This window comes from Micromonospora sp. NBC_01655, assembly GCF_026339755.1.
Lineage (GTDB): Bacteria > Actinomycetota > Actinomycetes > Mycobacteriales > Micromonosporaceae > Micromonospora.
The window spans coordinates 5,982,500-6,003,067 of record NZ_JAPEQF010000001.1 but is presented as its reverse complement, the minus strand read 5'-3'; the positions used below and the strand labels follow the sequence as shown (position 1 = coordinate 6,003,067).

Annotated in this window: 20 protein-coding genes and 1 pseudogene; 16 read left to right on the top strand and 5 right to left on the bottom strand. The window is 74.0% G+C overall.

What is annotated here, in order from left to right; translation table 11 throughout:
* The first annotated feature begins 8 nt into the window (after positions 1-8).
* The 8 genes from OOK41_RS26400 (at position 9) to OOK41_RS26365 (ending at position 6,880) form a co-directional block, all read left to right on the top strand.
* Positions 9-461 carry a Na(+)/H(+) antiporter subunit C gene (locus OOK41_RS26400; RefSeq protein ID WP_266267997.1) on the top strand — a complete coding sequence of 151 codons (453 nt, stop codon included), beginning with the start codon at positions 9-11 and terminating at the stop codon, positions 459-461.
* Positions 458-1,972 carry a Na+/H+ antiporter subunit D gene (locus OOK41_RS26395; RefSeq protein ID WP_266267092.1) on the top strand — a complete coding sequence of 505 codons (1,515 nt, stop codon included), beginning with the start codon at positions 458-460 and terminating at the stop codon, positions 1,970-1,972. Before OOK41_RS26400 ends, OOK41_RS26395 begins: the two co-directional genes overlap by 4 nt.
* 38 nt (positions 1,973-2,010) lie before the next feature.
* On the top strand, positions 2,011-2,652 hold the full coding sequence (locus OOK41_RS26390; RefSeq protein ID WP_243639225.1) for a Na+/H+ antiporter subunit E: 642 nt from the start codon (positions 2,011-2,013) through the stop codon (positions 2,650-2,652).
* Complete coding sequence (locus OOK41_RS26385; RefSeq protein WP_117666545.1) at positions 2,649-2,912, top strand: monovalent cation/H+ antiporter complex subunit F; 264 nt, start codon at positions 2,649-2,651, stop codon at positions 2,910-2,912. Before OOK41_RS26390 ends, OOK41_RS26385 begins: the two co-directional genes overlap by 4 nt.
* Positions 2,909-3,247, top strand: coding sequence for a monovalent cation/H(+) antiporter subunit G (gene mnhG, locus OOK41_RS26380; RefSeq protein ID WP_117666547.1), 339 nt, complete (start codon positions 2,909-2,911; stop codon positions 3,245-3,247). Before OOK41_RS26385 ends, mnhG begins: the two co-directional genes overlap by 4 nt.
* Before the next feature lie 142 nt (positions 3,248-3,389).
* The gene (locus OOK41_RS26375) at positions 3,390-4,766 is read left to right on the top strand and encodes a hemolysin family protein (protein WP_266267091.1); all 1,377 of its coding nucleotides are present in this window, start codon (positions 3,390-3,392) and stop codon (positions 4,764-4,766) included.
* Positions 4,763-5,830, top strand: coding sequence for a hemolysin family protein (locus OOK41_RS26370; RefSeq protein WP_266267090.1), 1,068 nt, complete (start codon positions 4,763-4,765; stop codon positions 5,828-5,830). Before OOK41_RS26375 ends, OOK41_RS26370 begins: the two co-directional genes overlap by 4 nt.
* A 126-nt stretch (positions 5,831-5,956) precedes the next feature.
* Positions 5,957-6,880: a sporulation protein gene (locus tag OOK41_RS26365; protein ID WP_117666968.1), complete on the top strand. Its 924-nt coding sequence runs from the start codon at positions 5,957-5,959 to the stop codon at positions 6,878-6,880.
* Between the two features lie 69 nt (positions 6,881-6,949).
* Here the strand turns inward: OOK41_RS26365 and leuE are convergent, their stop codons facing one another.
* Both leuE and OOK41_RS26355 read right to left on the bottom strand, forming a co-directional pair.
* Positions 6,950-7,618, bottom strand: coding sequence for a leucine efflux protein LeuE (leuE, locus tag OOK41_RS26360; RefSeq protein ID WP_117666553.1), 669 nt, complete (start codon positions 7,616-7,618; stop codon positions 6,950-6,952).
* Entirely contained in the window at positions 7,615-8,859 is a 1,245-nt protein-coding gene (locus OOK41_RS26355; protein WP_266267089.1) for a bifunctional pyridoxamine 5'-phosphate oxidase family protein/GNAT family N-acetyltransferase, read from the bottom strand. The genes leuE and OOK41_RS26355 overlap by 4 nt, the downstream gene beginning before the upstream one ends.
* 38 nt (positions 8,860-8,897) lie before the next feature.
* Here OOK41_RS26355 and OOK41_RS26350 point away from each other — a divergent pair, with 38 nt between their 5' ends.
* The 8 genes from OOK41_RS26350 (at position 8,898) to rny (ending at position 18,295) form a co-directional block, all read left to right on the top strand.
* Entirely contained in the window at positions 8,898-10,235 is a 1,338-nt protein-coding gene (locus tag OOK41_RS26350) for an aminotransferase class I/II-fold pyridoxal phosphate-dependent enzyme (RefSeq protein ID WP_266267088.1), read from the top strand.
* Positions 10,236-10,411: 176 nt separating this feature from the next.
* Positions 10,412-11,116, top strand: a complete 705-nt coding sequence (locus tag OOK41_RS26345) for a UdgX family uracil-DNA binding protein (protein WP_117666559.1) — start codon at positions 10,412-10,414, stop codon at positions 11,114-11,116.
* Between the two features lie 115 nt (positions 11,117-11,231).
* Entirely contained in the window at positions 11,232-12,374 is a 1,143-nt protein-coding gene (locus tag OOK41_RS26340) for an acyl-CoA dehydrogenase family protein (protein ID WP_266267087.1), read from the top strand.
* A gap of 94 nt (positions 12,375-12,468) precedes the next feature.
* Complete coding sequence (locus OOK41_RS26335; protein ID WP_266267086.1) at positions 12,469-13,779, top strand: MFS transporter; 1,311 nt, start codon at positions 12,469-12,471, stop codon at positions 13,777-13,779.
* 2 nt (positions 13,780-13,781) lie between these two features.
* A complete protein-coding gene (locus OOK41_RS26330) occupies positions 13,782-13,982 on the top strand; it encodes a DUF3046 domain-containing protein (RefSeq protein ID WP_117666565.1) in 201 nt (66 codons plus the stop codon).
* A gap of 187 nt (positions 13,983-14,169) precedes the next feature.
* A complete protein-coding gene (gene recA, locus OOK41_RS26325; RefSeq protein ID WP_117666970.1) occupies positions 14,170-15,216 on the top strand; it encodes a recombinase RecA in 1,047 nt (348 codons plus the stop codon).
* Positions 15,217-15,230: 14 nt separating this feature from the next.
* Positions 15,231-15,923, top strand: coding sequence for a regulatory protein RecX (locus tag OOK41_RS26320; protein WP_266267085.1), 693 nt, complete (start codon positions 15,231-15,233; stop codon positions 15,921-15,923).
* 605 nt (positions 15,924-16,528) lie between these two features.
* Positions 16,529-18,295 carry a ribonuclease Y gene (gene rny / locus OOK41_RS26315; protein ID WP_117666569.1) on the top strand — a complete coding sequence of 589 codons (1,767 nt, stop codon included), beginning with the start codon at positions 16,529-16,531 and terminating at the stop codon, positions 18,293-18,295.
* A 153-nt stretch (positions 18,296-18,448) separates the two neighbouring features.
* Here rny and OOK41_RS26310 read toward each other — a convergent pair.
* From OOK41_RS26310 to OOK41_RS26300, 3 genes and pseudogenes are all read right to left on the bottom strand, one after another.
* Positions 18,449-18,664 (bottom strand): annotated as a pseudogene (locus OOK41_RS26310) (IS1380 family transposase); the annotation flags it as partial.
* Between the two features lie 216 nt (positions 18,665-18,880).
* Entirely contained in the window at positions 18,881-19,849 is a 969-nt protein-coding gene (locus tag OOK41_RS26305; RefSeq protein WP_266267084.1) for an amino acid ABC transporter permease, read from the bottom strand.
* Positions 19,846-20,553, bottom strand: coding sequence for an amino acid ABC transporter permease (locus tag OOK41_RS26300; RefSeq protein ID WP_266267083.1), 708 nt, complete (start codon positions 20,551-20,553; stop codon positions 19,846-19,848). Before OOK41_RS26300 ends, OOK41_RS26305 begins: the two co-directional genes overlap by 4 nt.
* Positions 20,554-20,568 lie beyond the last annotated feature (15 nt).

The following is a 20,568-nucleotide window of genomic DNA, read 5'->3' as shown; positions in this document are numbered from 1 at the left end:
GGACGACCATGGTGCTGGTGGTGGTCGTCGGCGTGCTCGCCGGCACCGGCGTCACCCTGCTGCTGGAGCGCAGCCTGACCCGCATCCTGCTCGGCGTCATCCTGCTCGGCAACGGGGTGAACCTGCTGATCCTGCTCGGCGGCCGGCCCGGCGGGGCCCCGGTGGTCGGCACCGGCCCGGTCGACCGGATGAGCGATCCGCTGACGCAGGCGATGGTGCTCACCGCCATCGTGATCACCTTCGGGTTCACCGCGTTCCTGCTCGCGGTCGCGTACCGCAACTGGTACCTGGAGGGCAACGACGAGGTGCAGGACGACCTGGAGGACCGCCAGGTCGCCGAGCTGGCCGCGCGCCACGAACTGCCCGCGCCCGACCTCGGCGGCGAGGGGCCGGACGACGACCCGGAGCAGGTCGCCCCGGAACCGCACCTGCGCCGGCCGCGGCGGTCGGGGGAGCCGTGACCGGTCACCAGGCGCTCGTGCCGCTGCCGGTGGTGGTGCCGCTGCTGGGCGCCGCGCTCACCCTGCTGCTGGCCAACCTGCCCCGGCTGCAACGCGCCGTCAGCATGGTCGGGCTGAGCACCAGCCTGGTGGTCGCCGTGGTGCTGCTGGTCGAGGCGTACCGGCACGGGCCGGTGGTGGTGCGGATCGGCGGGTGGCCCCCGCCGGTGGGGATCGTGCTGGTCGCCGACCAGCTCGCCGCGCTGATGGTGGTGGTCTCCTCGGCGGTGACGCTGTGCGTGCTGCTCTACTCGATCGGCCAGGGGCGGGGGGACATCGGCGAGTCGGCCCCGCTGACCATCTACCACCCCACCTACCTGGTGCTCACCGCCGGCGTGACCAACGCCTTCCTCGCCGGCGACCTGTTCAACCTCTTCGTCGGTTTCGAGATCCTGCTGGCCGCGAGCTTCGTGCTGATCACGCTCGGCGGCACCGGGATCCGGATCCGGACCGGTTCGACGTACGTGGTAGTCAGCATCCTGTCGTCGATGATCTTCCTGGCCGGGGTCGGCCTGGTGTACGCGGCCACCGGCACCCTCAACATGGCCCAGCTCGCCCAGCGGCTCGACGAGCTGCCGGCCGGGGTACGGCTCAGCCTCCAGCTCATGCTGCTGCTGGCGTTCGGGATCAAGGCGGCGGTGTTCCCGCTGTCGGCCTGGCTGCCCGACAGCTACCCGACCGCGCCCGCGCCGGTCACCGCGGTCTTCGCCGGCCTGCTCACCAAGGTCGGCGTGTACGCGATCATCCGTACCGAGACGCTGCTATTCCCCGGCGGCCAGGTCACCGGGCTGCTGATGGTGGTGGCCGGGCTGACCATGGTGGTCGGGATCCTCGGCGCGGTGGCCCAGTCGGACCTGAAGCGGCTCCTGTCGTTCACGCTGGTCAGCCACATCGGTTACATGATCTTCGGGGTGGCGCTGAGCACCGTCGCCGGGCTGTCCGGGGCGATCTTCTACGTGGTGCACCACATCACCATCCAGACCACCCTGTTCCTGGTCGCCGGGCTGGTCGAGGCGCGGGCCGGCAGCACCGACCTGCGCCGGCTCGGCGGCCTGGCCCGGGTGGCCCCGGTGCTGGGGGTGCTCTTCTTCGTCCCGGCGATGAACCTCGCCGGCATCCCGCCGTTCTCCGGGTTCCTCGGCAAGCTGGGCCTGCTCCAGGCCGGGGTGGCGGTCGGCGGCCCGCTGCCCTGGGCACTGGTCGCCGCCGGCACGGCCACCAGCCTGCTCACCCTCTACGCCGCGTCCCGGGTGTGGAACATCGCGTTCTGGCGGGCGCCCCGGCTGGACACCGCCGAGCCGGCGGTCCGGCTGCCACCCCTGATGGTCGGCGCCACCACGGCCCTGGTCGTGCTGGGTCTGGCGCTCACCGTCGCCGCCGGCCCGCTGTTCGGGGTGACCACCGACGCGGCCACCGACCTGCGCGCCCGCACCCCGTACGTACGCGCCGTGCTTCCCGGCGGCGTGCCGTGACCGGGGCCCGCCGCCCGGCCTCCGGCGACCCGCGGTCCGTGGGCGGGACGGCCCCGGGGCCGCCCGGCCCGGCGGCCCGGGGCAGCCGGGCCGCGCGGTGGCGGGACCGGCTGGTGGCCCTCGCCTGGATGGTCGTGGCCTGGAACCTGCTCTGGGGCCGGTTCTCCTGGGGCAACCTGCTCGGCGGGCTGCTGGTCGGCGCGGCCGTGCTGGTGTTCTTCCCGCTGCCGCCGGTCACCTTCGGCGGCCGGCTGCGCCCCCGGGCGTTGCTCGTGCTGGCGGGCCGGTTCGTCACGGAACTGGTCAGCGCCAGCATCCACGTGGCCCGCATCGCCGTGCAGCCCGGCTACCTGCCCCGGGGCGCGATCATCGCGGTACGCCTGCGGGTGCGCACCGACCTGAACCTCGCGCTGACCGCCGAGGCCATCTCGCTGGTCCCCGGCACCCTGATCGTCGAGGTCGACCGGGAGCGCGGCGTGCTCTACGTGCACGTGCTCGACGTCCGCGGCCCGGCGGACCTGACCGACAGCCGGGACCGGACCCTCGCCACCGAGGCCCGGATCGTCCGCGCGATCGGTTCCGCCGCCGAACTCCGCCTGCTGGACACCCCGGCCCCGGACGTGCCCGCCCCCGCCGCCGCAGATCCCGACCCTCCCACCGACAGGGGGCCAGACCAGTGACCGTCCTGCTCGCCGCCGTGCTCACCGTGCTCTTCTCGGTGACCGCGCTGCTCGCGCTGACCCGGCTGTACCGCGGCCCCTCGCTGCTGGACCGCGTGATCGCGGCCGACGTGCTGCTCAACACGATGGCCGGCGCGGTCGCGGCGGAGGCGGCGGTCAACAGGCACGCCACCACCCTGCCCGTGCTCGTGGTGCTGTCCCTGCTCGGCTTCGTCGGCGCGGTGGCCCTGGTCCGCTTCGCCGTCCGGGAGGAGTCGTGAGCGCGGGTACGGTCGTCGACTGGCTGGGCGCGGCCTGCCTGGTCGCCGGCGGCCTGCTCAGCCTCGCCGCCGGGATCGGCGTGCTGCGCTTCCCGGACGTCCTGGACCGGATGCACGCGGCCACCAAGCCGCAGGTGCTCGGCGTGCTGCTGCTGCTCGCCGGGGTGGCGCTGCGGCTGCGCACGACGTCCGACATCGGCATGATCGTCCTGGTCGCGCTCTTCCAGTTGGCCACCGCGCCGGTCGCCGCCCAGATGGTCGGCCGGGCCGCGTACCGCTCGGGCCGGGTGGACCGCTCCCTGCTCGACGTCGACGAGCTGGCGCAGGAGCGGTGAGGACGTCCTTCAGCGGGCACTCAGCCGACGCCGATAAAATGGGCCACATGATCGACTCTTCTGCCCAGGAGGGCAGCAGTAGCCAGCCGGGTCGTGCCCGGCATCTTCCCGTCCCGACGGCCCCGGGAGCCCTGAGCGACCCGTGTTGATCGTCGTCGGACTTGTCCTCATCACCGTTCTCACCGCCGCCACGGGATACTTCGTGGCCCAGGAGTTCGGCTACGTCGCCGTGGACCGGGGGCGACTCAAGCAGCTCGCCGACGAAGGCGACCAGGCCGCCGCCCGGGCGCTCAAGGTGACCGGCCGGCTCTCCTTCATGCTCTCCGGCGCGCAGCTCGGCATCACGGTGACCGCCCTGCTGGTCGGTTACGCCGCCGAGCCGTACCTGGGCGCGGGGCTGGCCGAGCTGCTCGGCGGGGCCGGGGTGTCCACCGCGGTCGCCCTCCCGCTGTCCGTGGCGCTGGCCCTGCTCATCGCGACCGTCGTGCAGATGGTCCTCGGCGAGCTGGCCCCGAAGAACCTGGCCATCGCCCGCGCCGAGCAACTGGCCCGGGCGTTGAGCCGGTCCACCCTGATGTACCTGAAGGTCGCCGGGCCGGTGATCACGCTCTTCGACAAGGCCGCCGTCCGGCTGCTGCGCCGGGTCGGCATCGAGCCGATCGAGGAGCTGCCCAGCGGCGCCACCCCGAAGGACCTGGAACAGATCATCGCCGAGTCCCGGGAGGAGGGGCACCTGGACGCCGAGATGTCCGACCTGCTCGACCGGGGGCTCGACTTCCGGACGCTGACCGCCGGGGAGGCCATGGTGCCCCGGGTCGACGTGCACACCGTCCGGGCGCACGAGCCGCTGAGCCGGGTGGTGGAGCTGCTCGACACCGGCCACTCCCGGTTCCCCGTCCGCGGCACCGAGGGCGTCGACGATTTGGTCGGCGTCGTCGGCATCGCCGACGTGCTGGCGGTGCCCCCGGCCGAGCGCGCGACCACCCCGGTCAGCGCGGTGGCCGGCCCCCCGCTGCTGGTGCCGGAGACGCTGCCGCTGCCGACGGTGCTGGACCGGCTCCGGGTCGGGCACCGGCAGCTCGCCTGCGTGGTCGACGAGTACGGCGGCTTCGCCGGCGTGATCACGCTGGAGGACATCGCCGAGGAGTTGGTCGGCCCGATCCGGGACGAGGACGACCCGCCGGAGCGGGCTCCCGCCCGGCAGGACGACGGCTCCTGGGTGGTACCGGCCCGCTGGCGGATCGACGAGGTCGCCGACAGCACCGGCATCGCCCTGCCCGAGGCCCCCGAGTACGACACCCTCTCCGGGCTCGTCATGCGCGAGCTGGGCCGGGTGCCCGAGGTGGGCGACCGGCTGGAGATCGCGCTGGTGGTCGACGGCGACGCCCAGACCGAGCCGCATGCCCTGGTCGAGGTGCTCGCGGTGGACCGGCATGTCGCCGACTCGGTGCGGCTCCGGCTGACCGGGGCCACCGCCGGCAGGGCGGGCGGCCGGCGCGGCGAGGGGGAGGCGGCATGAGCCCGGGAGTGGCGCTCTTCGTCTCCGTGGTGCTGCTGGCGTTGAACGGGTTCTTCGTGGCCGCCGAGTTCGCGCTGGTGGCCAGCAAGCGGTACCGGCTGGAACAGGCCGTCGCCGGTGGCGGCGGCCGGGGGGCCCGCGCGGCCCTGGACGGCGTACGCGAGCTGTCCCTGATGCTGGCCGGCGCGCAGCTCGGCATCACGCTGTGCACGCTGGGGCTGGGCGCGCTGGCCGAGCCGGCGATCGAGGGTCTGCTCAGCCCGCTGCTGCACGCCGTGGGCCTGCCGACGGCGGCCAGCCACGTCGTGGCGCTGGTGTTCGCCCTGGCCCTGGTCACCTTCCTGCACCTGGTGGTCGGCGAGATGGCCCCGAAGTCCTGGGCGATCACCGACGCGGAGCGCTCGGCGACCCTGCTGGCGCTGCCGTTCCGGGCCTTCGCCCGGGTGGCCCGGCCGGTGCTGTCGGCGCTCAACGCGCTGGCCAACGCGATCCTGCGACTGGTCCGGGTGCATCCGCAGGACCAGCTCGCCCAGGTGCACGGCCCGGCCGAGCTGCGGATCCTGCTGGAGCAGTCCCGCGAGCACGGGCTGCTCGGCGCCGAGCAGCACCAGATGCTCACCAGCATGCTGGAGCTCCAGGGCACCACGGTCGCCCAGGTGATGGAGCCGTTCGACCAGATCGTCACGGTCCGCCGGGACGAGCCGGCGGAGCGGATCGAGCAGGTCTCCCGGGACAGCGGCCGGTCCCGGCTGGCGGTGCTGGACTCCGGCGGCGAGGTGTGCGGCCTGGTGCATGTCCGGGAGGCCGTGCGGGCCACCACGGCCGGCCGGACGGCCACCGCCGGCGAGCTGATGAGCGCAGCGTTCACGCTGCCGGGGACGGCGTCGGTGACCGAGGCGGTGGCCGCGATGCAGGGCCGGCAGGCCCAGCTCGCCCTAGTCCGCAACGGTGGCGGCCCGACCCGCCCGATCGGTTTCGTGGCGCTGGAGGACCTGCTGGAGGAGGTCATCGGCGAGTTCGACGACGAGACCGACCCGGTGCCCCGGGGCCGTCGGATGCGCTGAGGCCCGCCCGGGGGCCGGTCCGGCGACCAGCCGGGCCGGCCCCCGGCGTCCGTGCCGGTCCGGCAGGACTGTCCGGCCGCCGACCGGGAATGCCGTGCCACCACCGAGGGGTACGGGGGGAGCGGCGTGCGGCTGACCGGGGTGTCGCCGGAGTCCGGCCGGACCGGGCTCGCGGTGCACACCACGCTGGCGAACCCGAGCAGCCGACCCGGGCTGCGGCTGCCCGGGCGGGTGACGCTGCACGCCGGCCGGTACGACGTCCCCGTCCGGCGGCTCCGGCTCGGGCTGGTCACCCAGGTCGAGCCGGACGACCCGGGCGCGCCCCGCCGGCTCGTCCAGTTCCACCAGGTGCCGATCGCCGGGGCGTTCGTGGTGCCGGCCGGGCGGCGGCGGGCGGTCGACTTCGCGCTGCCGCTGCCCTGGGAGACCCCGGTCACCATCTTCGGCGGGGTGCCGCTGATGAGCCTGCGGATGGGCCTGCGCACCGAGGCGTCGGTCGACGTCGACCTGGAGCAGGGCGCGATGGTTCCGATCTTCGTGCACCCCCTGCCGACCCAGCAGCACATCCTGGCCGCGCTGGACACGCTCGGGTTCAGCCTGCGCCAGGCCGGCCTGGTCGCCGACCGGCTGCCCGGGGTGGAGCAGGCGTTGCCGCTGCACCAGCGGCTCGGCTGGTGGGTCGCGCCGCTCTACGCCGGCCCGATCACCGAGCTGGAGGTGATCTTCGTGGCCAACTCCGCCGGCCTGGAGGTGATCCTCTGGGCCGACCGCCGGCTCTCCCTGGCCGGGGTCACCCACCAGAGCATCAGCCGGTTCCGGGTCTGGCACGCCGGGGCGGACCGGGCCGACTGGGTCGCCGTGGTGGACGGCTGGCTGCGGCACGCGATCAACCGGCACGCCGCGGCGGCGGCACACGGCGTCTGGTCGGCCCGGATCAGCGAGTCGGCGCACGTGAGCCGCCGGCCGGACGAGCCGGTCCGGCCGGGCTACGGCCTGGGCGGCACCGCCGGCGGCGCCGGCATCGGCGGGGGCGGCGGCGACGGCACCTGAGCCGGTGCGCCGCCCCGGGTGGTGCCGCCGTACCCGCCCGCCGGGTGCGGACGGGCACGGCGGCCCACGCTAGATCGAGGCGGTGGCGAGCTTGACGCTGAAGCCGAGGAAGAGCGCGGCCACCCCGGTGGTCGCCCCGGCGGCCAGCCGGCGGCGCTGGCGGAACTGGGCGGCAAGGTACGTCCCCGCGAAGATCAGCATCGTCAGGTACAGCACGCTGGTCGCCTGGGCGATCAGCCCGAGCAGCAGGAACGACACCGCCGGCCAGGCGTACCCGGGGTCGACGAACTGGATGAAGAACGAGATGAAGAACAGGATCGCCTTCGGGTTGAGCAGGCTGACCACCAGCGCCCGCCGGAACGGGCTGCGCAGCTCCGCCGGCTCGGCGGCGTCGATCAGGCGCGGCGCGGCCGGGTCGTTGCGGTCCCGCCAGCGCCGCCACGCGCCGCGCAGCATGGTCAGCCCGACCCAGCCCAGGTACGCCGCGCCGGCGTACTTCACCACCAGGAACAGCGGCGGGTACGCCTGGAGCAGCGAGGCCACCCCGGCGGCGGAGAGGATCATCAGCACCGAGTCGCCGAGGAACACCCCGGCGGCGGCCCGGTAGCCGGTCCGCACCCCGCGCTTGGCGGCGGTGGAGAGCACGAAGAGTGAGTTCGGGCCGGGGAGCAGGATGATCGCCACGGTCCCCAGCAGGTACGTCCAGATGTCTGTGATGCCCAGCACGCCCGCCATCATCGCGCCGACGACGGCGCGGGGAGAAGGCGTTCCCGCAGCCTGGCCTGTGCGTTCGGCCACTCTTCGACGATCATCGAGTACTGGACGGTGTCCCGCCAGGAGCCGTCGGGCCGGACGCGGTGCCGGCGCAGCACCCCCTCCCGGGTGGCGCCCAGCCGCTCGATGGCCCGCTGCGAGCGCTCGTTGCGCAGGTCGGTGTGCCACACCACCCGCTCGGCGCCCAGTTCCTCGAAGGCGCGGGCGAGCAGCAGCAGCTTCGCCTCGGTGTTGATCCCCGTCCGCCACCAGGGCCGGCCCAGGTAGGTGTGCCCGATCGCCACCGCCCGCTGCGCCGGGTCGACCTCGTAGAACGACGTGGTCCCGACCACCGCCCCGGTGACCGCGCAGCGCTGGACCCAGGGCACCCGCTCGCCCCGGTGGTGGGCCGCGAGCGCCGCCCGGACCAGCTCGGCCGTGCCGGCCGGATCGGCCGGCTGCGGGCTGCCCAGGTGCCGCCACACCTGCGGGTCGGCGGTGGCGGCGTGCAGCGCGTCGACGTGCGCGAGGTCCAGCGGTTCGAGCACGACGTGCGCGCCCCGCAGGGTGGCCGGCTCCAGCCACGGCGACCGGCCCGGCCGCAGGTACGCCGGCACCGGCACGCTCACCCCCGCGGCCGGCTCGGGCGGCCCGGCGGTCAGCGCCAGCGGCACCACCCCGGCCCAGTGCGGCAGGTGCAGGTCGGCCTCGTCCTCGCGGACCCCGCCGGCCCGGACGCGCGTCGACACCTCGCGCAGTGGCAGCGCCAGCACCGCCGTCTCGGCCAGTTCCCGGCGGCTCGGCGGGCGGGCGTCCGCGCTGCGCCCGGGGGCGACCTTCTCCACCAGGGCGGTCATCGCGGCGGCCTTCTCCCGGGCATCGGTGACCAGGTGCGCGGTGCCGTGCGCGACCACCGAGCGGTAGTTGGCGCTGTGGTGGAACTGCGAGCGGGCGTAGACCAGGCCGTCGAGGAGGGTGACCGCGACGCAGACCGGCAGGCCGTCGCCCCGGGCGGCGAGCAGCGGCCGGCTGCCGGTGGAGCCGTGCAGGTAGAGGGTGTCGCCGATCCGGACGTGCAGGGTGGGCAGCACCCGGGGCTCGCCGTCCACGGTGAACGCGAGCGCGCAGTGGTACGCCTCGTCGAGCACGGCGTGCGTGGCGGCCCGGTCGTAGCTCATCCGGTCGCGGGTGCGGCTGGCGGTGGTCCGGGGCGTGGGTGGGTACATGCGACGTCCCGCCTTCGTTCTAGTACAATACCTGAATTGTGTCAGCACGTTATCAGGTGAGCGGCGGGACGGCCGCCGAGATCTCGGCCAGCGTGGAATCGGGCATCCGGTCCGGCGAGCTGCCGGCCGGGGCCCCGCTGCCGCCGGTGCGGTCCCTCGCCGCCGAGCTGGCGGTCAGCCCGGCCACGGTCGCCCGGGCGTACCAGGAACTGCGCCAGCGCGGTCTGCTGGCCACCGCCGGCCGGCACGGCACCCGGGTGCGTCCCCGGCCGCCGGTGGCCACCCGCCGCGCGATCCGCCCGCCCGCCGCGCCCGGCGCCCGCGACCTGTCCCTCGGCGAGCCCGACACCGGGCTGCTCCCGCCGCTCGGCCCGCACCTGGCCGCCCTCGCCGCCGACCTCGGCGCTCCCGCCGGGTACGCGTCGGTCGGCGTCGTGCCCGAGCTGGCCGCCGCCGCCCGGGAGCGGCTCGCCGCCGACGGCGTGCCCGCCGACGAGGTCACCGTCACCGGGGGCGCGCTCGACGGCATCGAGCGGCTGCTCGCCGCCCACCTGCGCCCCGGCGACGCCGTCGCCGTGGAGGACCCGGGCTGGGCCAACCTGCTCGACCTGGTCGCCGCGCTCGGGCTGCGCCCGATCGGCGTCCCGGTCGACGACGACGGGCCGGTCGAGGCCGGGCTGCGGGCCGCCCTGGCCGCCGGGGCCCGGGCCCTGGTGGTGACCAGCCGGGCGCAGAACCCCACCGGGGCGGCCGTCTCCGCCGACCGGGCCGCCGCGCTGCGCGCCCTGCTCGCCGGACGCAACGACCTGCTGCTGATCGAGGACGACCACGCCGCCGAGCTGGCCCGGGTGCCCCTGTGCCCGCTCGCCGGGGCCACCCCGGCCTGGGCCTTCGTCCGGTCGGTCAGCAAGCCGTACGGGCCCGACCTGCGGCTCGCGGTGCTGGCCGGCGACGAGGCGACCGTGGCGCGGGTCGCCGGCCGGGCCCGGGTCGGCGCGGGCTGGGTATCCACCGTGCTGCAACGCCTCGTGCTGGAACTCTGGCGCGACCCGGCCACCGCCGCGCTGGTGGACCGGGCCGGCGAGAGCTACGAGCGGCGTCGGGGCGACCTGCTCGCCGCCCTGGCCGCGCGGGGCCTGACCGGGCACGGCCGCACCGGCATCAACGTCTGGCTGCCCGTGCCGGACGAGACCAGCGCCCTCACCGCGCTGCGCGACGCCGGCTGGGCGGTGGCCCCCGGCGCGCTGTTCCGGATCGCCGCCGGGCCCGGGCTGCGGATCACGGTCAGCTCTCTCGCCGCCGCCGACATCCCGGCACTGGCCGACGCACTGGCCGCCGCCCTCCACCCCGTCCCCCCGTCCGGCTTCACGGCCTAACCCCCACCGGCCCCCACCCGGCTTTCGCGGTTGACCAAGAGGTTTGCGTCGGGGATCCGCCCTTGGCGTGACGCAAACCTCTTGATCAACCGGGTGGGGGTGGGGGGTGGGTGGGGTGGGGACACGCGGGGGTGGGGTGTTCGCTTGAGGGGGTGGGGGCGGGTAGGAAGATCGTCATGTCCGAGGAGACCGACACCGCCCCCGGTGCGCAGCAGTTCATCCCGCCGCAGGCCGACACCATCGACGAGCTGCGCGTCGCCGCGGGCGGCTGCCGGGGCTGCGAGCTGTACCGGGACGCCACCCAGACCGTCTTCGGCCGCGGCGGCGAGGACGCCCGGGTGGTGCTGGTCGGTGAGCAGCCCGGTGACCTGGAGGACCAGAAGGGGCTGCCGTTCGTCGGGCCGGCCGGCCGGCTGCTGCGCCGGGCGGTCGACGACGCCGGGCTCGACCCGACCCAGCTCTACCTGACGAACGCCGTCAAGCACTTCCGCTTCGAGCTGCGCGGCAAGCGGCGCATCCACCAGACCCCGGACCGGGTGCACGTCACCGCGTGCCGGCCGTGGCTGGTGGCCGAGTTCGCCCGGCTGCGCCCGGACGTCGTGGTGGTGCTCGGCGCGACCGCCGCGAAGGCGCTGCTCGGCCCCACGTTCCGGGTCACCCGGCAGCGGGGCACGCTGATGCCGTGGCCGGCCTGCGCCCAGCACCCGGAGGACTTCGCCCGGGTGCCGGTCGACTCCGCCGGGAAGGTCGCCGACGCCCCGGCGGCCCGGCTGCTGGCCACCATCCACCCGTCGGCCGTGCTGCGCGCCGACGACCAGGACATCGCGTACGCCGGCCTGGTCGCCGACCTGACCGTCGCCGCCCGCGCCCTGTCCGCCTGACCTCGCGGCGCGCCCGCTGGCCGTGCCCGGCACCTGCCCTGACCACGGCCGGGCGGTCGGAGCGGCGGTTGGCGGGCCCTGGGCAGGGCGGGTGCGCGGTGCCACACTTCTCGCCATGGAGCAGCATCTCTACGAGCCCGTCCACGAAGAGTTCCGGGACCTGTGCCGAGAGTTCCTGGCCCGCGAGGCGGTGCCGCACCACGACCGGTGGGAGGCGGCCGGGATCGTCGACCGCGAGGTGTGGCGCAAGGCGGGTGCGGCCGGGCTGCTCGGCACGGACGTCGACCCGGAGTACGGCGGCGGCGGGCAACGCGACTTCCGGTTCAACGCGGTGCTGGTCGAGGAGATCGTCGGGGCCGGGTGCACCGGGCTCGGCTTCGGGCTGCACAACGACGTGGTGGCCCCGTACCTCACCGAGCTGACCTCCGCCGGGCAGCGCGAGCGGTGGCTGCCGGGCTTCTGCTCGGGCGACCTGGTGACGGCGATCGCGATGAGCGAGCCCGGCGCCGGCTCCGACCTGGCCGGCATCCGCACCAGCGCGGTCCGCGACGGCGACGCGTGGGTGCTCGACGGGCAGAAGACCTTCATCACCAACGGCGAGCTGGCCGACCTGGTGATCGTGGTGGTGCGCACCGCCCCGGACCGGGGCGCGCACGGGGTGAGCCTGGTCGCCGTGGAGACCGGCGCCCCCGGGTTCAGCCGGGGCCGCCGGCTGGCGAAGGTCGGCCTGAAGGCCAACGACACCGCCGAGCTGTTCTTCGACGGCTGCCGGGTGCCGGCGGAGAACCTGATCGGCACCGAGAACCACGGCTTCTACCACCTGATGGCCAACCTGCCCCGCGAGCGCCTCGGCATCGCGGTGTCGGCGGTCGCCGCCGCCGAGCGGCTGCTCGCCCTGACCCTGGCGTACGCCCGGTCCCGGGAGGCGTTCGGCCGGCCGGTCGGCGCGTTCCAGCACAACCGGTTCCTGCTGGCGGAGCTGGACACCGAGGTCACCATCGCCCGGACGTTTGTCAACCACTGCGTCGCCGAGTTCAACGCCGGCCGGCTGTCCGCCACCGACGCCGCCAAGGCGAAGTGGTGGACCACCGAGTTGCAGAACCGGGTCGCCGACCGCTGCGTCCAGCTGCACGGCGGGTACGGCTACATGCTGGAGTACCCGGTGGCCAAAGCCTGGCTGGACGGGCGGGTGCAGACCATCTACGGCGGCACCACCGAGATCATGAAGGAGATCATCGGCCGGGGTCTCGGTCTCTAGCAGAACCCGGGTGCCGGCCCGGCCGGGGGTGCGCAAGGATGGGTCGGCCCCCCACCCCTTACCCGGGAGCCGCCGTCCCCACCGAGGAGCCCCGATGGCCACCGACCTCACCGCGCCGGCCCCGAGCCGGACCGACGTCGCCCCGATCCAGCGTCGGACGGTGCGGCTGCTCTTCGTGACCCAGATCATCGGGGGCGTCGGCGTCACCATCGGCGTCACGGTCGGGGCGCTGCTCGCCGCCCGGATCGCCGGCACGGCGGTCGCCGGCCTGGCGCAGAGCGCGGGGGTGGTGGGCGGCGCGCTGCTCGCCGTCCCGGTCACCCGGATCATGACGGGGTACGGCCGCCGGCCGGGCCTGGTCACCGCGTACCTGGTCGGGGCGGCCGGGGGCGCGCTGGTGGTGCTCGCCGCGGTGACCCGTCAGGTGCCCCTGCTCTTCCTCGGCATGCTGCTGTTCGGCGGCGGCACGGCCGCCAACCTCCAGGCCCGCTACACGGCCGTCGACCTCGCCGAGCCGGCCCGCCGGGGCCGCCAGCTATCCGTGGTCGTCTGGGCCACCACGGTCGGGGCGGTGGCCGCGCCGAACTTCGCCGCGCTGGCCGACCGGACCACCCGGGGCTGGGGACTGCCGCCGCTGGCCGGCCCGTTCGCGTTCAGCGCCGTGGCGTTCACGCTCGCCGCCGGCGTACTGCTGGCCCTGCTGCGGCCCGACCCGCTGCTCACCGCGCGTCGGCTCGCGGCGGCCGAGGCCCCCGACGCCGCCGGGACCGCCGGCCCGGCGACCGCCCGGCGCGGGACGGGCATGCGGGCCGCCTGGCGGGTGGTCCGGGCGCGGCCGGCGGCCCGGCTGGGCATCGCCGCCGTCGCGGTCGGCCACCTGGTGATGGTCGCGGTGATGTCGATGACCCCGGTCCGCCTCGGCGAGTACCACTCCGACGCCGCCGTGCTCGGGGTGGTCGGGGTCGTGCTCAGCCTGCACATCGCCGGCATGTACGCGCTGTCCCCCGTGGTCGGCTGGCTCACCGACCGGCTCGGCCGGCGTCCGGTGATCCTCGGCGGCCTGGCGGTGCTGCTGGCGGCCTGCGCGGTGGCGGGCGTCTCCGGGCACCACACGCCCGGGCTCTCGGTCGGCCTGGTCCTGCTCGGGCTGGGCTGGTCCGGGACGATGGTGGCCGGCTCCACCCTGCTGTCGGAGTCGGTGCCGACCGCCGTGCGGCCCAGCGTGCAGGGGCTGTCCGACCTGACGATGGGCCTGGCCGGGGCCGCCGCCGGCGCGCTGAGCGGGTTCGTCATGCAGGTGGCCGGGTATCCGACACTCACCCTGCTGGCGGCGATCGCGACGGTGCCCCTGCTGGCGCTAGCGTTGCGTCCGGCGCGCGGACCGGCGCCGGACGAGGAGGACTGACAGTGCGGCTGACCGACTTCTGGACCCGGCTGGAGGAGGCATTCGGGCCGGGCTACGCGGCCAGCATCGCCTCGGACCAGGTGCTGTCCCAGCTCGGCGGGCGGACCATCGAGCAGGCGCTGAGATCGGGTGAGCAGACCCACGTCGTGTGGCGCGCGGTGGTCGCCGCCTACCCCGACCGGGTGCCCGCGCGGCTACGCTGAGCAGCCTTTTCGCTCCTTCCGCGTGTCGCTTGTCGAGTCGTACACCTGTTCGGCTATTGTCCACAGCGGGGTACTCGTCCACAGCTCGCGGCCGGTCGGCTGGTGTTCTGTCAGACCCAGCGCCTAGCGTGTCCGCGTGACGAGAAGCTCAGCAGCAAAGACGCCGGCGAAGGCAGGGGTGGCAACGATGGCGGCAGGTCCTGACCGGGAGAAGGCGCTCGACCTTGCTCTCGCTCAGATCGACAAGCAGTTCGGCAAGGGATCGGTGATGCGGCTGGGGGAGCGGCCGGTCGTCCAGACCTCGGTCATCCCGACCGGGTCCATCGCGCTCGACGTGGCGCTCGGCGTGGGCGGTCTGCCCCGCGGCCGGGTCGTCGAGATCTACGGTCCGGAATCCAGCGGTAAGACGACGGTGGCCCTGCACGCGGTGGCCAACGCCCAGCGGGCCGGCGGCATCGCCGCCTTCGTCGACGCCGAGCACGCGCTCGACCCGGATTACGCGAAGGCCCTCGGCGTCGACACCGACGCCCTGCTGGTCTCCCAGCCGGACACCGGTGAGCAGGCGCTGGAGATCGTGGACATGCTGGTCCGCTCCGGCGCGATCGACATCATCGTGATCGACTCGGTCGCGGCCCTGGTGCCGCGCGCCGAGATCGAGGGCGAGATGGGCGACAGCCACGTGGGCCTCCAGGCCCGGCTGATGAGCCAGGCGCTGCGGAAGATCACCGGTGTGCTCAACAACACCGGCACCACGGCGATCTTCATCAACCAGCTCCGCGAGAAGATCGGCGTGATGTTCGGCAGCCCGGAGACCACCACCGGTGGTCGGGCGCTGAAGTTCTACGCCTCGGTCCGGCTCGACGTGCGCCGCATCGAGAGCCTCAAGGACGGCACCGACGTGGTCGGCAACCGCACCCGGGTCAAGGTCGTGAAGAACAAGGTCGCCGCGCCGTTCAAGCAGGCCGAGTTCGACATCATGTACGGCAAGGGCATCTCCCGCGAGGGCTCGCTCATCGACGTGGGCGTGGAGCAGGCGATCATCCGCAAGTCCGGAGCCTGGTACACGTACGACGGCGACCAGCTCGGCCAGGGCAAGGAGAAGGCCCGCGAGTTCCTCCGGGAGAACCCGGACGTGGCGGCCGAGATCGAGAAGAAGATCCTGGAGAAGCTCGGCGTCGGGGTCGGCGCGGGCGACGCCGCCGGTGGCCCGGAGCTGCCGCCGGTCGACTTCTGACCGGGCGCTGACCCGTGGCAGGACGACGCGCCCGGACGGGGCGGGGTTGGGATGCCAGCCCGCCCCGGGCGGGCGACGCCGACACCCCGCCCTGTTCCCGGCGCGACCGGCGTGATCGGCCCGATCCGGAGTCCGGCGGGCAGGCCACGCCCCGGGACGAGGCCGAGGTGGCCCGGGAGATCTGCCTGCGCCAGCTCGCCCTGCGCCCGCGCACCCGGGCCGAGTTGGCCACCGCGCTGGCCAAGCGGGGGATCTCCGAGGAGGTCTCCGCCGGAGTGCTCGACCGGTACGACGAGGTCGGCATCATCGACGACGCGGCCTTCGCCCGGGCCTGGGTGTCCAGCCGGCACGCCGGCCGGGGGCTGGCCCGCCGGGCGCTCGCCAACGAGCTGCGCCGGCGCGGCGTGGACGGCGAGGTGGCCACCGAGGCGCTCGGCGAGCTGGACGAGGAGACCGAGGCCGAGACGGCCCGGGCGCTGGTCGAGCGGAAGCTCCGCACCGCCCGGGGCGAGCCGGACGCGGTGTTCCGCCGGCTCGTCGGCATGCTCGCCCGCAAGGGCTACCCGCCGGGCGTGGCGATCCGGGCGGTGAAGGACGCGCTCGCCGCGCAGAGCGCCGAGGCGGCGGAGTTCGCCGACCGGATCGACGCCGACGCGCTCGCCGACGCGGAGGGCGACATCGACCGGGACAGCCGCAGCCTCGACTGACCGGGCGCGGCCCTCGCGCGCGGGGCGAGCCGAGCGGCGCCGATGCCCCGATGGCGGGTGCGCCACGCCTCCTTTGTCCGCCGGTGTCCGAGGCCGGATCAGCTTTCGGTGACCCCTCAACTTCGCTCCGTTCGGGGGGTTTGATCATGAGTCCTTGACCAGACGGCCCCCGGAGACCTAGCCTCGCCATACAGGCTCACATTGCCCGACCAGCGCAGGCTAAGCGCACAACATAGATCGCGTAACAGAACAGCATCACTTTGGCCGGCTCGCCGGCCTGCGGTGCCAGCTCCGGACAGGCCGGTCCGGAGCTGGTGCGACAACTGCACCCGGCCGCCGACGATGCCCGTGGGCACCGCCGGCGGTGAGAGCTACCCACGGCCAGCCGCTCAGGTCGGGCGTCTCAGAGCCGTAGCGCGCGTGCCACCGGCACGATCACTGCGGCGCGACGTTCAGGGGGAGGCGGCCATGACGGGGCGGCACAGGTACACCGGTGGTCCCGGCAGGACGGCCGTCGGTCGCGGCACACCGACGGGCGGCCGGGTCCGCCGGCACACCCCGACCCGTCGGTTCGGTTCGGCCCGCGTCGACGCGGCGGTCCGGCCGTGAACGCCTTCGACGTCGTCATCCTCGCCGTGGTGCTGGTGCTGGCCGCCGTGGTCGTCGGCGCGGTGCTGGTGGGGCTGCGCACGATGCGCCGGATCAGCGCCGCCCCCCGCCCCGAGGACCCGGCCTTCATCGCCGAGAAGGACCGCCAGGAGCAGTCGCTGGCCGCGCTGCGCACCGCCGCCGACGAGGCGAACAGCACCATCGACGTGGCCAAGTCCGCCGCCGCCGCGGCCCGCGCCGAGGCCGCCGCCGCGAAGGCCGAGGCGAAGGCGGCCCGCGCCGAGGCCCGCCGGGTGCTCGACGACGCCCGTGCCGAGGCGGACACCGTCCTGGAGCGGGCCCACAAGCAGGCCGAGGCGGACGCCGAGCAGTTGCGTACGACGGCCCGGCGCAGCGGCGAACGCGAGGTGGCGGTGCTCGCCGCGACCACCCGGGAACAGGCCGCAGAGGTGGAGCGGCGGGCCGCCCGGATGGACGAGCGGGAGCGGCTGCACACCGAGGAGGTGGAGCGGCTCGCCGACCGGGAGCGGCAGCTCACCGCCACCAGCGCCGCCCTGGCCGTCCGGGAGTCCGCGCTGGCCGAGCGGGAACGGGCGCTCACCGAGGCGGAGGAGCAGCGCCGGCGGGAACTGGAGCGCGTCGCCGGGCTGACCGCCGACACCGCCCGCAGCGAGCTGATCGAGGCGATCGAGACGCAGGCCAAGCGGGAGGCCGCGCTGCTGGTCCGGGACATCGAGTCCGACGCCCGCAACACCGCCGAGCAGCGCGCCCGGCACATCGTCGTGGACGCCATCCAGCGGGTGGCCAGCGAGCAGACCGCGGAGAGCGTGGTCAGCGTCCTGCACCTGCCCGGGGACGAGATGAAGGGGCGGATCATCGGCCGGGAGGGCCGCAACATCCGCGCCTTCGAGTCGGTCACCGGGGTCAACCTGATCATCGACGACACCCCCGAGGCGGTGCTGCTGTCCTGCTTCGACCCGGTGCGGCGCGAGGTCGGCCGGCTCACCCTGGAGAAGCTGGTGCTCGACGGCCGGATCCACCCGCACCGGATCGAGGAGGTCTACGACCTCGCCCGGCAGGAGGTGGAGCAGCTCTGCCGCCGGGCCGCCGAGGACGCCCTCGTCGAGGTCGGCATCACCGAGATCCACGACGAGATGGTCACCCTGCTCGGCCGGCTGCGCTACCGCACCTCGTACGGGCAGAACGTGCTCAAGCACCTCGTCGAGACCGCGCACATCGCCGGGATCATGGCCGCCGAGCTGCGGCTGGACGTGCCGACGATCAAGCGCTCGGCGTTCCTGCACGACATCGGCAAGGCGCTCACCCACGAGGTGGAGGGCAGCCACGCCATCATCGGCGCCGACCTGGCCCGCAAGTACGGCGAGAGCGAGGACGTCGTCCACGCCATCGAGGCGCACCACAACGAGGTGCCGCCGCAGACCATCGAGGCCGTCCTCACCCAGGCCTCCGACGCCTGCTCCGGCGGCCGGCCGGGGGCGCGGCGGGAGAGCCTTGAGGCGTACGTCAAGCGGCTGGAGCGGATCGAGGAGATCGCGGCCGGGAAGCTCGGCGTGGAGAAGGTCTTCGCCATGCAGGCGGGCCGGGAGATCCGGGTGATGGTCAAGCCCGACGACGTCGACGACATCGGTGCGGCGGTGCTGGCCCGGGACGTGGCCAAGCAGATCGAGGAGGAGCTGACCTACCCGGGCCAGATCCGGGTGACCGTGGTGCGCGAGTCCCGGGTCACCGAGATCGCCCGCTGAACCTCTGGACCCAACTCCTGCATCGTGGGCCTGGTAGTGGCCCGGTGCTGGGGGCCGGTTTTCTCCATGGCTGCTTGTCGGGTCGTGGTGGCGAGGGGTCAGCCTGCCGGACGGGGTAGCGCGGTCAGATGCTGCGGGCGTCGGCGTGCTGGGCCACGCGACCTTGGGGGCCTGTGTCCGCGTGACGCGTAGCTCGGCCAGCATGGCGTCGTCCAGGTCGGACAACAGTCGCCATGCGGTCGCGTCGGACGCGACCGGCCCGAACAGGGCTGTCTGGTCGCGGAGCACCGCGAGATCGGCGATGGCCTCACCGCTGTCGGCGAGCATCACGGCCAGGTCCACGGCGACGCGGCCAGGCTCGTGCCCGGCTACGACGCCGGGAAGAAGGTAACGGGGCGGACTTGATCGACCGGCAGTCCCACCTTTCGATCCGGCGCTGGCTCGACGACGCGGGCATGCCGAGGCCGGGTAGGACGGCGGCGATCCGGTCGATTTTGCTCTTTAGCTTGCCGCTGCTCCCTTTTCCTATAACGCGACGGGCCGGCACGGGATCTGTGCCGGCCCCATCGCGTCATAGGGTCGGTGCTAGCCGGGGCCGCCAGCGCCCTCGGCCTGCGACATGATCGCTGCGGGCGGCGGGTTCTGGGCGGGCGTGCCAGCGGTCTTGCGGCCCCGGGAGAGCCGGTGCTGGACGTACTGGGCCAGCTTCGACAGGGAGTAGTTCACCACGATGAACAGCACCGCGATCACCACGTAGACCTGGATCGGGTTTTCCAGCACGCCGATGATCTGCTTGCCGATGTTCAGGGTCTCCTCGTAGCTGATGATGAAGCCGAGCGAGGTGTCCTTGAGCACCACGACGAGCTGGCTGATCAGCGCCGGCAGCATGATCCGGAACGCCTGCGGCAGCAGGATCATCCGGGTGGTCTGCATCGGGGAGAGCCCGATCGCCGCCGCCGCCTCGGCCTGCCCTCCGGGCAGGCCCTCCATGCCGGAGCGGAGGATCTCGGCGATCACCACCGAATTGTAGATGGTCAGGCCGATGACCAGGTACCACAGCGCGTTGAGCGAGATGTCGAACTCGGGGAAGCCGCGGGCCACGAAGAAGATCGTGATGACCACGGGTAGGCCCCGGAACACCTCGACGAAGACCCGGGTGACCGCCGACAGTAGGACGCTCAGCCCACGCAGCAGGTACCCCAACGGGGTGGCGGCCCCGGTGAACCGGCGGCGGGTCAGGCTCTTGAGCTGGATCCGTAGCACCGCGAGCAGCATGCCGACCACCAGCGAGGCGACGATCGCCAGGGCGGCGGCGGTCAGCGTGTTCTTGAAGCCGACGCCGATCCTGTCCCACACCAGCGAGAAGTTCTCGTTGGACGGGTCGACCAGTGGCCCCCAGAGTTCCATCGCGAACTGGCCCTTGGCGTCCAGCGGGCGGTACACCAGGAAGTACGCGCCCGCGAGCAGCACCACCGTTGCCAGCGCGCTGCCGATCAGGGTGATCCGGCGCTGCCGGGGGCCGGGGACGTCATAGAGGACGCTCTGCTGGCTCATCGGGCCACCGCCTGCCGCTTCTCGATCCGGTCGAGGAGCGCGCCGAGGGGGATCGTCATGATCAGATATCCGATCGAGATGCCGATGGCGACGGGGACGAAGGCGTAGCCCTCGGCCGAGGTCAGTTGGTCGGCGGTCTGCGACAGGTCGCCGACCACGCCGAAGAAACCGACCAGCGCCGAGTTCTTGATCATCGCGATGATCACCGAGCCGAGTGGCACCACGGAGGCCTTCCAGGACTGCGGCAGCACCACGTACCGCAGGTTCTGGCCGAACGTGAGCCCTAGCGACCGGGCGGCCTCTGCCTGGCCGGCGGGGACCGCGTTCACCCCGGAACGCAGCGCCTCGCAGACGAACGCCGCTGTGTAGAGCACCAGCGCGATCAGCGCGAAGCGGAAGTACGGCAGGTCCGTGCCGAGCCGGCTGAACAGCATGTCCACGCCGGGGATGCGCAGGAAATCCGCGTTGGAGCCGAGCGCCGGCAGGCCAAACGCGGTAAAGAACATCACCACGGTCAGCGGCATGTTCCGGAAGACGTTGACGTAGCCGGTGCCGAGCGCCCGCAGCGGCGGCACCGGGGAGATCCGCAGTACCGCCACGACGGCGCCCAGGATCAGGGCGCCGATCGCGGCGAGTACGCAGATCTGGAGGGTGAGCCAGAAACCACCCGCGAAGACGTCGAGCTTGTCGATGAGCACACTCACGGGTCGGTCTTCCTC